Origin of the sequence: Pseudomonas sp. GL-R-19 (assembly GCF_019956375.1) — a bacterium.
GTDB lineage: Bacteria > Pseudomonadota > Gammaproteobacteria > Pseudomonadales > Pseudomonadaceae > Aquipseudomonas.
On sequence record NZ_JAHBDJ010000009.1, the window covers coordinates 117,243 to 129,485 of the forward strand.

The following is a 12,243-nucleotide window of genomic DNA, read 5'->3' on the forward strand; positions in this document are numbered from 1 at the left end:
CCTTTTTATTATTGGAGTCAAGCGACCGGAGCTCTAAAGCGACAAACATGCCAGAAATCACAAACTGTTGATTCAACTTGAAATTATTGAAAAACATAGTCAATCGACGTTCGTTGCTGAACACAAATGAACAATCGGAAATGAACAATTGAACAATTCACCCATTGACAGTGAACAATAGTGAACAACACTCTACGGACTGTTCACGCCCCCTGTAGGAGCGAGCTTGCTCGCGATGCACTTGAGAGCGCCGCGTTTATTCAGGCAGCCCTCTTCTCCGTTAACGTCCATCGCGAGCAAGCTCGCTCCTACAGGGACCGTGCGTAGTTGAAGTCACCATAAAAACAATAAAAGCTTGCCCAGAGATCGACTGCCATGGCCGCACCCGCATCGCCGTTGTCCCACGACGCCGTCATCCAGGACTCCTGGTCCCGTTGCCGCGCGTTCGGCCTCAGTCATCAGAGCACGCCGGCATTCGACCAATTGCCGGCCGCGAGCATCGCGCAACTGCTGGAGAGTCAACATTCACTGGTGCAAACCACCCACCAGGAAGTGCTGCCCTACTACGAGAACATCCTGAGCAACTCCAATTGCCTGATCATGCTCGCCGACCATCAGGGCCAGGTGCTCACGTCGTGGGGAACGCAGCGCTTTATCGAACCCAAACTGGCCCGGGGCTTCAGCGCCGGCGCCAGCTGGATGGAACGCTGCACCGGCACCAACGCCATTGGCACCGCCCTGGCCTGTGAACAAGCGGTGCACATCGAACACGACGAACATTTTCTCAAGGCCAACCGCTTCATGACCGGTTCCGCCGCGCCGATTTTCGATGCCGAGCGCAAGGTGATCGCGGTGCTGGACGTATCCAGTGACAGCTACCTGCCGCCCTCCCACACCCTGGGCATGGTCAAGATGATGAGCCAGACCGTGGAAAACCGGCTGATCCTCAACCTGTTCCATGGCCAGCATTTCCAGCTGACGTTCAATACCGGCCTGAACAACTTCGACAGTCAGTGGGCTGGCTTGCTGATCTTCGATGAAACCGGCCAGGTGCTGTCGGCCAATCGCAGGGCCGATAATCTGCTGGGCATCAGCCTGTCGCGGGTCAGTGTCGAGAGCCTGTTCAAGGTCTCGCTGCTGGAGCTGCTCAACCAGCCAGAAGGCCTGCCCTTCGCCCTGCAAACCTCTGGGCGCAACCGCTTCCAGTGCCTGTTGAAGCGGCCCAAACAGGCATCAATTCAACCTCGAGTGTTCACCGAGCCGGTTGTAGCTGCACCCGCGGCCATCAGCCTCAACACCTTGCATTTCGGCGACAGCCGCGTGGAAAAAGCCGTGCGTCAGGCCGAGCGCTTGCTGGAAAAAGACATTCCCTTGCTGATCCACGGCGAAACCGGGGTCGGCAAGGAAGTGTTCGTCAAAGCCCTGCATCAGGCCAGCTCGCGCAGCAAACAAGCGTTCATCGCCGTCAACTGTGCGGCGATTCCCGCCGAACTGGTGGAATCCGAGTTGTTCGGCTATGAGAAAGGCGCGTTCACCGGCGCCAACCAGAAAGGCAGCATTGGGCTGATCCGCAAGGCTGACAAAGGCACGCTGTTTCTCGACGAAATCGGTGACATGCCGCTGCCGACCCAGGCGCGACTGTTGCGGGTGTTGCAGGAGCGCTGCGTGCAACCGGTGGGCAGCAGCGAGTTGTTCCCGGTGGACTTGCGCATCATTTCAGCGACCAATCGCTCGTTGCGCGAACAGGTACAACTGGGGCGGTTTCGTGAAGACCTGTACTACCGCATCGGCGGCCTGACCCTGGAGCTGCCACCGTTAAGAGAGCGCAGCGATAAAGAGGCGCTGTTCAAACGCCTGTGGGAACAGCATCGCGAACCCAGCCAATGGGCTGGACTGAGCCGCGAGGTATTGGAGTTGTTCGACCGCCACCCGTGGCCGGGGAATTTGCGCCAGGTCAGCAGTGTGATGCAGGTGGCATTGGCAATGGCCGAGGAACAACCGGTGCGGCCGGAACATTTGCCGGATGATTTTTTTGTCGATCTGGAGATGGAGCCGGTGGAGGCGCCCGAGCCACTGGTGGTCGACCTCAATGATGTCGAGGAATTGAACCGGCAGTTGCAGGCAGTTGGGGGGAATATTTCGTATCTGGCCCGACGGTTGGGGGTTAGTCGCAATACCCTGTACAAGCGGTTGCGTCAGTCGGAGGGTTAAAAGCCAGATCAAAAGATCGCAGCCTGCGGCAGCTCCTACAGGGTGTATGCGATTCCAGTGTAGGAGCTGCCGCAGGCTGCGATCTTTTGATTATAAAAAAACAAAAACCCGCACATGGCGGGTTTTGTTTTACAGCGGATCAAGCAATCAGTCAGCCAATCGCCAGGTCGTGCCGCCCTTGCCGTCTTCCAGCACCACGCCCATGGCGGTGAGCTGGTCGCGGATGCGGTCGGATTCGGCCCAGTCCTTGCCGGCACGTGCCGCCAGGCGCGCAGCGATCAGCGCCTCGACTTCAGCGGCATCCACGCGCCCTTCGGCACCGGCCTGCAGGAAGTCATCGGCTTCGAGCTGCAACACACCCAGCACGCTGGCCAATTCTTTCAAACGAGCCGCCAGACCCGCCGCTGCATCGAGATCGCTCTCGCGCAGGCGGTTGATCTCGCGCACCATTTCGAACAGTACCGCGCAGGCTTCCGGCGTGCCGAAGTCGTCGTTCATCACCTGGGTGAAGCGCTCGACAAAGGCTTCGCCGCCCGCCGGGGCCACGCTCGGCAGACCTTTCAATGCATGGTAGAAGCGCTCCAGGGCGCCCTTGGCGTCCTTGAGGTTGTCTTCCGAGTAGTTGATGGCGCTGCGGTAGTGGCTCGACACCAGCAGGTAACGCACGACTTCCGGGTGGTACTTGTCGAGCACGTCGCGAATGGTGAAGAAGTTGTTCAAGGACTTGGACATCTTCTCGCCATTGATGCGGATCATGCCGCAATGCATCCACGCGTTGGCGTAGGTCTTGCCGGTGGCCGCTTCGCTCTGGGCGATTTCGTTTTCGTGGTGCGGGAACTCGAGGTCGCTGCCGCCGCCATGAATGTCGAAAGTATCGCCGAGGCAGCAGGTCGACATCACCGAGCACTCGATGTGCCAGCCCGGACGTCCGGCGCCCCATGGCGATTCCCAGCTCGGCTCGCCCGGCTTGGCGGCTTTCCACAATACGAAGTCCAGCGGGTCCTGTTTCGACTCGTCGACTTCGATCCGTGCGCCGATGCGCAGGTCTTCGATCTTCTTGCGCGACAGCTTGCCGTAGCCCATGAACTTGCCGACGCGGTAGTACACGTCGCCATTGCCCGGGGCATAGGCGTAGCCCTTGTCGATCAGGGTCTGGATCATCGTGTGCATGCCCGGGATATGATCGGTGGCACGCGGCTCCATGTCCGGCTTCTTGATGTTCAGGCGCGCTTCATCTTCGTGCATCGCCGCGATCATGCGCTCGGTCAGCGCTTCGAACGACTCGCCGTTCTCGCGGGCACGATTGATGATCTTGTCGTCGATGTCGGTGATGTTGCGCACGTAGGTCAGGTCGTAGCCGCTGAAGCGCAACCAGCGCGTCACCAGGTCGAACGCGACCATGCTGCGGCCGTGGCCCAGGTGGCAGTAGTCGTACACGGTCATGCCGCACACGTACATGCGCACCTTGTTGCCATCGAGCGGCTTGAAGACTTCTTTGCTCTTGGTGAGCGTGTTGTAGATCGTAAGCACGTTTAATCCTTGAATCACTGGCCCCACGAATCACGCAAGGTCACGGTACGGTTGAATACCGGCTGACCTGGTTTCGAGTCCTTGATATCCGCGACGAAGTAACCTTCGCGCTCGAACTGGAAACGGTCTTCCGGCTGTGCATTGCCCAGCGAGGGTTCAGCACGACAACCAGTGAGAACTTGCAGCGAGTCAGGGTTGATGTTGTCCAGGAAACTGGCACTGTCTTCGGCTTTTTCCGGGTTCGCAGAACGGAACAGACGATCGTACAGACGCACTTCGCATTCGACGCTGGCCGCAGCCGGCACCCAGTGCACCACGCCTTTGACCTTGCGACCTTCAGGGTTCTTGCCCAGGGTGTCCGGATCGTACGAGCAGCGCAGTTCGACGATATTGCCGTCGGCGTCCTTGATCGCTTCGTCGGCACGGATCACGTAGCTGCCGCGCAGACGCACTTCGCCGTTCGGCTCCAGGCGCTTGTAGCCTTTTGGCGGCTCTTCCATGAAGTCTTCACGGTCGATATAGATCTCACGGGCGAATGGCAGAACGCGCATGCCCATGTCTTCTTTCGGATGGCACGGCAGTTCGAGGTTCTCGACCTGGCCTTCCGGGTAGTTGGTGATCACGACTTTCAGCGGACGCAACACGCACATGGCACGCGGGGCGCTATGGTCGAGGTCGTCGCGGATGCTGAATTCGAGCATGCCGAAGTCGACCACGCCGTCGGAACGGTTGGTGCCGATCATTTCGCAGAAGTTGCGGATCGATTTCGGCGTGTAGCCACGGCGGCGGAAGCCCGACAGCGTGGACATGCGCGGGTCGTCCCAGCCATTGACGTGACCTTCGTCCACAAGCTGCTTGAGCTTGCGCTTGCTGGTGATGGTGTAGTTCAGGTTCAGGCGGCTGAACTCGTACTGGCGCGGGTGCGCCGGCACTGGCAGGTTATCGAGGAACCAGTCGTACAGCGGGCGATGGCTTTCGAACTCCAGGGTGCAGATCGAGTGGGTAATGCCTTCGATGGCGTCCGACTGACCGTGGGTGAAGTCGTAGTTCGGGTAAATGCACCACTTGTCACCGGTCTGGTGGTGATGGGCATGCCGGATGCGGTACATGATCGGATCGCGCAGGTTCATGTTCGGCGAAGCCATGTCGATCTTGGCCCGCAGCACGCGTGCGCCGTCCTTGAACTCGCCGGCCTTCATGCGGGCAAACAGGTCGAGGTTTTCTTCAACCGAGCGGTCGCGGAACGGACTGTTCTTGCCCGGCTCGGTCAGGCTGCCACGGTATTCCTTGGCTTGTTCAGGGGTCAGGTCGTCAACATAGGCCTTGCCGGCCTTGATCAGCTCTACCGCCCAGTCGTGCAGCTGGTCGAAATATTGCGAGGCGTAGCGCACTTCACCGGACCACTCGAAGCCCAGCCATTTGACGTCGCTTTCGATCGCGTCGATGTATTCCTGGTCTTCCTTGGCCGGGTTGGTGTCGTCGAAACGCAGGTGCGTGACGCCGCCGAACTCCTGGGCCAGGCCGAAGTTCACACAGATCGACTTGGCGTGACCGATGTGCAGGTAGCCGTTGGGTTCAGGCGGGAAACGGGTGACGATTTGCGTGTGCTTGCCCGAGTCCAGGTCTGCCTGGATGATCGGCCGCAGGAAGTTGACCGGCACGGCAGGGCCGGTCTTGGCATTCGAGGTAGGGTCGACAGTGGGCTTGCTCATAGGATCCTTGAACGTACAAGTGCGTGGCCGTAATGAAGGCCGGACAAAACAAAGCCGCTATCATAGCCGATGCCGTCAAGTACCTGACAGAGCGAGCTCTGTAAACCGTCGCATTTAATAGGCCGCAAATGAAAAAACAGCCTCGAAATTCGCGTCTGGCAGGCTAAACTGCGCACCTTGGCCAAAACAGGCTGAACCGGTGGCGGGACATGAGGTTCCAACACCACGAATTCCTTATAAAGAGTAACGATCATGACCCAAGTCAAACTGACTACCAACTTCGGCGACATCGTCCTCGAACTGAACGCCGATAAAGCCCCGATCACCGTGGCCAACTTCGTCGAATACGTCAAAGCCGGTCACTACGAAAACACCGTTTTCCACCGTGTCATCGGTAACTTCATGATCCAGGGCGGCGGTTTCGAGCCAGGCATGAAAGAAAAGAAAGACAAGCGTCCAAGCATCCAGAACGAAGCGGATAACGGTCTTTCCAACGACAAGTACACCGTCGCCATGGCCCGCACCATGGAACCGCATTCGGCTTCCGCCCAGTTCTTCATCAACGTGGCCGACAACAGCTTCCTCAACCACAGCGGCAAGAACGTGCAGGGCTGGGGCTACGCGGTATTCGGCAAAGTAACCGCAGGCACCGACGTTGTCGACAAGATCAAAGGCGTGGCCACCACCTCCAAGTCCGGCCACCAGGACGTACCGGCAGACGACGTGATCATCGAGAAAGCCGAGATCATTGAGTGATATTGCTGATTTCAGACTTGCATCTGGAAGAGGAGCGCCCGGACATTACCCGGGCGTTTCTGGATTTGCTCGCCGGACGCGCCCGCTCGGCGAGTGCGTTGTACATTCTGGGCGACTTTTTCGAGGTGTGGATTGGCGACGACGCCATGACACCCTTCCAGCGTTCTATCTGCCAGGCCCTGCGCGATTTGAGCGACAGCGGCACGGCTATTTTCCTGATGCACGGCAATCGCGACTTCATGCTCGGCAAGGCCTTCTGCAAAGCAGCCGGCTGCACCTTGTTGAAAGATCCGAGTGTCGTGCAGTTCAACGGTGAGCCGGTGCTGCTGATGCACGGCGACAGCCTCTGCACCCGCGACGTGGGTTATATGAAATTGCGGCGCTACCTGCGCAACCCGATCTCCCTGTTCATCCTGCGGCACTTACCGCTGAGCACCCGGCAGAAACTGGCGCGCAAGTTGCGCAGTGAAAGTCGAAGCCAGGTACGGATGAAGGCCAATGACATCGTCGATGTCACACCCGAAGAGATTCCGCGGATCATGCAGCAATACGGCGTGAAGACCTTGATCCACGGGCATACCCACCGTCCCGCGATTCATAAGTTGCAGTTGGGCGAGCAAGCGGCCAGGCGCATTGTGCTGGGGGATTGGGATCGTCAAGGGTGGGCGTTGCAGGTGGATGAGCAGGGGTTTGCGCTGGCGCCCTTTGATTTCACGCCGCCACCGCAGCTGGCAGCACCCGCGAACTGATGCCCGAAACACAAAGCCCTGTGGGAGTGAGCCTGCTCGCGATTGCGGACTCAAATTCAACATCATTGTTGATTGATCCACCGCTATCGCGAGCAGGCTCGCTCCTACAGGGGGTGTGCGGTGTTTAGTGTCCGGCCGAGGCAGCAGGCCCGGCCTTCGCCGTAAACGGCGGCTTGGCCAGCCACACGATCAGGATCAGCCCCATGAACATCCAGCCCAGCAAGGTGAAGTAATCCACCGTGGACATGATGTACGCCTGGCTGATCACCGTCTGCTCCAGCTGCGTGTAGGCCTTGGCCCCTGCCCCGCCCAGATGGGTCAATGCTTCGCGGGTCGCCGGATCGAACGGGGTGATGCTTTCGGTCAGGTAGGCGTGGTGCTGGTCGGCGCGGCGAATCCAGATCCAGGTGGTCAGCGACGCCGCGAAACTACCGCCCAGGGTCCGCAAGAACGTCGCCAGCCCCGAACCGTCGGCGATCTGACTCGGTGGCAGGTCCGACAGCAGGATGGTCAAAGTCGGCATGAAGAACAGCGCCACGCCAATCCCCATGAATAGCTGCACCATGGCGATGTGCTGGAAGTCCACTTCATTGGTGAACCCGGCGCGCATGAAACAGCTCAGGCCGATGGCCAGGAACGCCCCGCCCGCCAGCACGCGCATGTCGAATCGCGGCGCGTACTTGCCGACAAACGGCGACAGCAGCACCGGCAGGATCCCCAGCGGTGCCACGGCAAAACCGGCCCAGGTCGCGGTGTAGCCCAAGCGTGTCTGCAGCCACTGCGGCAGGATCAGGTTGATCCCGAAGAACCCGGCGTACCCCAGAATCAACACGATGGTGCCGTAGCGGAAGTTGCGATGGGCAAACAGGCGCAGGTTGACCACTGGGTGTTCGTCGGTCATTTCCCAGATCACGAAGAACGCCAGCGCGACTACCGAAATCACCGAACCGATCACGATGAAGCTGGATTCGAACCAGTCGGCATCGTTGCCCTTGTCGAGCACAATCTGCAGCGCCCCGACACCGATGATCAGCGCAATCAGCCCGACGTAATCCATCGGTTGGCGACTGGTGACCACCGGGCGCTTTTTCATCTGTTGGGTCACCACCCATGCCGCGAACAGGCCGATCGGCACGTTGATGAAGAAAATCCACGGCCAGCTGTAGCTGTCGGTGATCCAGCCGCCAAGGATTGGCCCGGCAATCGGCGCGACCACCGTGACCATTGCCAGCAGTGCCAGGGCCATCCCTCGTTTCGCCGGGGGGTAAACTGCAATCAGCAGGGTCTGGGTCATCGGGTACAGCGGCCCCGCCACTACACCTTGCAGTACCCGGAAGCCCACCAGTTCCGGCATGGACGTGGAAATACCGCACAAAAACGAAGCGAGCACGAACAGCAGTGTCGCCCAGACAAACAGCTTCACCTCGCCGAAACGACGACTGAGCCAACCGGTCAATGGCAAGGCGATGGCGTTGCTCACGGCGAACGAGGTGATGACCCAGGTGCCCTGCTCCGAACTCACACCCAGGTTGCCGGAGATCGTCGGCAACGCCACGTTGGCGATGGTGGTGTCGAGCACTTGCATGAAGGTCGCCAGCGATAGGCCGATGGTGCTGAGCAACAGGCTGGGCGGTGTGAAAGACGCGTTATTGCTCATCGCGAATCCTTTGGAGCTGAATTTTTTGGAGCAGGATTGGCACTGCGCCTGTTACAGACGCAGCTAACCCTGTGGGAGCAAGCCGGCTCCGGGCGGCGTTCCGACGAAGGCGTCGGTTCAGTCGACTTTGATGTTGAATGTCAGTCCGCTTTCGCGAGCAGGCTCGCTCCCACAAGGTCGGGTTGATGACGGATCGGCATATCAGCGTTGCACGGTCTTGCTGACCGCGGCGCTGTTGTCGTGGATCAACTGGGTGATCATCGCGTCGGCCTCGGCCAACTGACGGTCGTAGACGTTGGTGCTGAACGAAGCCTTCTGCGGCGATTGTTGCGCCAGCACCGGCCCGCTCTGATCGCGCAGGCTCACATCGACCATAGTCGACAGGCCGACCCGCAACGGGTGCCTGGCCAGTTCTTCGGCGTTGACGTGGATCCGCACCGGCACGCGCTGCACGATCTTGATCCAGTTGCCGGTGGCGTTCTGCGCCGGCAGCAAGGCAAATGCGCTGCCGGTTCCGGCGCCGAGGCTGTCGATGGTGCCGCTGTACTTCACGTCGCTGCCGTAGAGGTCGGTTTCGATCTCCACCGGCTGACCGATACGCATGTCACGCAGCTGGGTTTCCTTGAAGTTGGCGTCGATCCACAGCTGATCCAGCGGAATCACCGCCATCAGCGCGGTACCCGGTTGCACGCGCTGACCAAGCTGAACGGTACGTTTGGCCACGTAACCGGTCACCGGTGCGATCAAGGTGCTGCGGGCATTGTTCAGGTAGGCCTGACGCAGTTGTGCGGCGGCGGCCATCACGTCCGGGTGCGACGAAACCACGGTGTCATCGACCAGCGCGCTGGTGGTCTTGAGCTTTTGTTCGGCGTTGGCCAGGGCGTTTTGCGCCGAGGTCAGGTCGTCGCGGGCGTGGGACAGCTCTTCCTGGGAAATCGCCCCGCCAGCGGCGAGGTTCTTGCGTCGGTTGAAGTTGTCCTGGGCCTTTTGCACTTCGGCTTTCTGGGCGTTGACCTGGGCTTTCATGCCGTCCACATCGCTGTACAAGCCGCGCACCTGACGCACGGTGCGGGCCAGATTGGCCTGGGCGTTTTGCAGACCGATTTCGGCATCGTTCGGGTCGAAGTTCACCAGCACCTGGCCTTCGTGGACCAGATCGCCGTCATCGGCGCCGATGCTGACCACGGTGCCGGTGACCAGCGGCGTGACTTCCACCACGTTGCCGTTCACATAGGCGTCGTCGGTGCTTTCGCTCCAGCGCCCGTAAAACTCGTGGTAGGCCCAGACGCCCGCGCCGCTGAGCGCGACGGCGGCAGCCAGTACCAGCAACATGAATTTGCGCTTGCCCGAGTTGGGGTTGCCCTGGGTGTTTTCAGGAGGTTGAGTTGTATCGGCAGTGGCCATGACAAGTACCTTGAATTAGTGGGTCAGGGTGGCTGGCGTGGTGGTGGCCGAGGCGATCGCCTCAGGCTGGAAACCGCCGCCCAGCGCCTGCATCAACTGGATCGACAGGTCAATCTGCTCGGCATTCAGGTTGGCCAGCTGACGCTGGGCCTGGAGCAATTGCTGCTCGATGCTGAGCACGTCCAGGTAGTTGCCGATGCCGGAACCGTAACGCTGGACCACGGTGTTGTAGGAATCCTGGGCAATATCGGTGGCGTGTTGCTGGGCAGCGATCTGCCGACCGATATCGCGCAACTGGTTGATGCTGTCACTGACATCCCCCAGCGCCTTCACCAGGCTTTTGTTGTACTGCCCCACGGCGAGGTCGTAATCGGCGTCACGCGAATCGAGGTCGGCACGCAGGCGGCCACCGTCGAAAATCGGCACAGAGATCGTTGGTGCAATGTTGAAGAAGCGGCTGGCCGAACCAAACATCGCATCGCCCAACAGGGATTCGGCACCGGCAGCGGCGCTGAGGTTCAGGTTGGGATAGAATCGGGTCTTGCCGGCATCGATGTTTTTGCTCGCCGCCTCGACCCGCCAGCGCGCGGCCACCAGGTCCGGACGACGCCCGAGCAACTCGGCCGGCAGCACTGAAGGTAGCGCTACCGCTCTCGGCTGAAGAATGTTCGGACGGGCAATTTCATTGCCACGGTCCGGTCCTTTGCCGAGCAGCACCGCAAGCGCGATTTTCGTGCTGTTCAGGCGCTTTTCGGCGTCGATCAGGTTGGCCTGGGAAGTGGCTTCCAGGCTTTCGGTCTGCTGGAACTGGTATTGGCTGTCGATCCCGGCAGTCAGGCGCCGCTGGCTCAGCTCGAGCATTTGTCGGGTGCGCTTGAGGTCTTCGCTGGACAGGTCATAGACGATGTGCGCCTGCCCCAGATCGCTGTAGGCCCGGGCAACATCGGCGGCCAGGGTCAGTTGCGCAGCCTGCTGGTCGACTTCGGCAGCGCGGGCCTGGCCGAGGGCCGCTTCCCAGGCATCGCGCTGACCGCCCCACAGGTCGAAGTTGTAATTGAAACTGGTGCTGATGTTACGCACGGTGGCGTACGCGTCACCCTGCCCGCGCGGGTCCTGGTCCCGGGCCAGCCGCGAGCGACTGACACCGGCGCTGGCATCCAGGGTCGGCATTCGCTCGGCGTCGGCGGCGTAGGCCGCAGCGCTGGCCTGATGGGCACGGGCGTCGGCGATCTGCATGTCCGGGCTGTCACGCAGGGCCTCGCGGATCAGGCCGTCGAGTTGCGGGTCGCCGAGGCTTTTCCACCAGTCGCTTTTCGGCCAGGCGGCTGGCGACAGGGTCACGCCGCCAAGGGATTGCCCGGCCTTGAGGCTCTTCGCATCGAGGTTGACGCCTTCGGTTTTCAGGCCGCTGTAACTGGCGCAACCGGCCAGGGTCATGGCCAACAACACCAGGCTCAGGCCGGTACGCAAGGGGTTACTGCTCATTTGTCACCTACCCGCAGCAGGGTGATCGCGTCACCGGCTGCCACCAGAATTTTCTTCAGGATCAGCTCCAGGGTTTTCAATTCTTCTGGAGTGATTGCACCGGTCAGTTCATTCATGGCTTCGGCGCCGATGTGCGGCAACAGCCCGGCGAGCTTCTGCCCTTCTTCCGTGAGTACAAGCTGCACCTGACGGCGATCCGCCTCGCAGCGTTGGCGAGCGAGGAAACCCTTCTGTTCCAGACGATCGAGCATGCGCGTCATCGAGCCGCTGTCCAGGGACAGGTGGCGGCACAACTCGCCCGGCGAATCGACGCCGAACTGGGCCATGATGATCAACACCTTGAACTGCGCGGCGGTGATGCCGTGGGGTTCCATGTGAGTGTCGATGATCCGGTCCTTGAGCAGCGCGGCACGTCCGAGCAGCAGGCCGAGATGGCAATTGTGGAAATCGTCTGGAGAGAAATGCTTCATCTGACCACCCGTTAGCTGCCTAGGCAGTGAATGTATGTCGAGATGTTACTGCCTAGGCAGCGAATGTCAACGAAATAGTTAGCAGGCTTGGTAAGTAGTTGATCAATGGCGTCGGATAATGCAAAAAGATCGCAGCCTTCGGCAGCTCTTATCAAACAAAAAATAACCCATTGTTTTTGCTCTAAAAATTATCCAGCCATCACCAACTGCATGCCCAGCTTGCGCGCCTTGTGTTCCAAGGCGCGTAACTGTCGGCTGCGGCTTTTCGC

9 protein-coding genes are annotated in these 12,243 nt (G+C 60.1%); 3 read left to right on the top strand and 6 right to left on the bottom strand.

The window, feature by feature from the left end:
• Positions 1–375 precede the first annotated feature (375 nt).
• A complete protein-coding gene (locus KGA83_RS05760; protein ID WP_223529020.1) occupies positions 376–2,211 on the top strand; it encodes a sigma-54-dependent Fis family transcriptional regulator in 1,836 nt (611 codons plus the stop codon).
• A gap of 147 nt (positions 2,212–2,358) precedes the next feature.
• On the opposite strand, the gene cysS is transcribed toward KGA83_RS05760, so the two are convergent.
• Positions 2,359–3,741 carry a cysteine--tRNA ligase gene (gene cysS / locus KGA83_RS05765; protein ID WP_108219069.1) on the bottom strand — a complete coding sequence of 461 codons (1,383 nt, stop codon included), beginning with the start codon at positions 3,739–3,741 and terminating at the stop codon, positions 2,359–2,361.
• 14 nt (positions 3,742–3,755) lie between these two features.
• Positions 3,756–5,453 (bottom strand): glutamine--tRNA ligase/YqeY domain fusion protein, encoded by a 1,698-nt coding sequence (locus KGA83_RS05770; protein ID WP_108219070.1) that lies wholly within the window; start codon positions 5,451–5,453, stop codon positions 3,756–3,758.
• 252 nt (positions 5,454–5,705) lie between these two features.
• Here KGA83_RS05770 and KGA83_RS05775 point away from each other — a divergent pair, with 252 nt between their 5' ends.
• Positions 5,706–6,209 (top strand): peptidylprolyl isomerase, encoded by a 504-nt coding sequence (locus KGA83_RS05775; RefSeq protein WP_008053603.1) that lies wholly within the window; start codon positions 5,706–5,708, stop codon positions 6,207–6,209.
• Positions 6,206–6,958 (top strand): UDP-2,3-diacylglucosamine diphosphatase, encoded by a 753-nt coding sequence (locus KGA83_RS05780; RefSeq protein ID WP_108219071.1) that lies wholly within the window; start codon positions 6,206–6,208, stop codon positions 6,956–6,958. Before KGA83_RS05775 ends, KGA83_RS05780 begins: the two co-directional genes overlap by 4 nt.
• A gap of 124 nt (positions 6,959–7,082) precedes the next feature.
• On the opposite strand, the gene KGA83_RS05785 is transcribed toward KGA83_RS05780, so the two are convergent.
• The 4 genes from KGA83_RS05785 to KGA83_RS05800 all read right to left on the bottom strand — a co-directional run bounded on the left by KGA83_RS05785 (position 7,083) and on the right by KGA83_RS05800 (position 11,974).
• Positions 7,083–8,615: a DHA2 family efflux MFS transporter permease subunit gene (locus KGA83_RS05785; RefSeq protein WP_108219072.1), complete on the bottom strand. Its 1,533-nt coding sequence runs from the start codon at positions 8,613–8,615 to the stop codon at positions 7,083–7,085.
• A gap of 201 nt (positions 8,616–8,816) precedes the next feature.
• Positions 8,817–10,019, bottom strand: coding sequence for an efflux RND transporter periplasmic adaptor subunit (locus KGA83_RS05790; protein WP_223529022.1), 1,203 nt, complete (start codon positions 10,017–10,019; stop codon positions 8,817–8,819).
• Between the two features lie 15 nt (positions 10,020–10,034).
• On the bottom strand, positions 10,035–11,504 hold the full coding sequence (locus KGA83_RS05795) for an efflux transporter outer membrane subunit (protein ID WP_223529025.1): 1,470 nt from the start codon (positions 11,502–11,504) through the stop codon (positions 10,035–10,037).
• Positions 11,501–11,974: a MarR family winged helix-turn-helix transcriptional regulator gene (locus KGA83_RS05800; RefSeq protein WP_108219075.1), complete on the bottom strand. Its 474-nt coding sequence runs from the start codon at positions 11,972–11,974 to the stop codon at positions 11,501–11,503. The genes KGA83_RS05795 and KGA83_RS05800 overlap by 4 nt, the downstream gene beginning before the upstream one ends.
• Positions 11,975–12,243 lie beyond the last annotated feature (269 nt).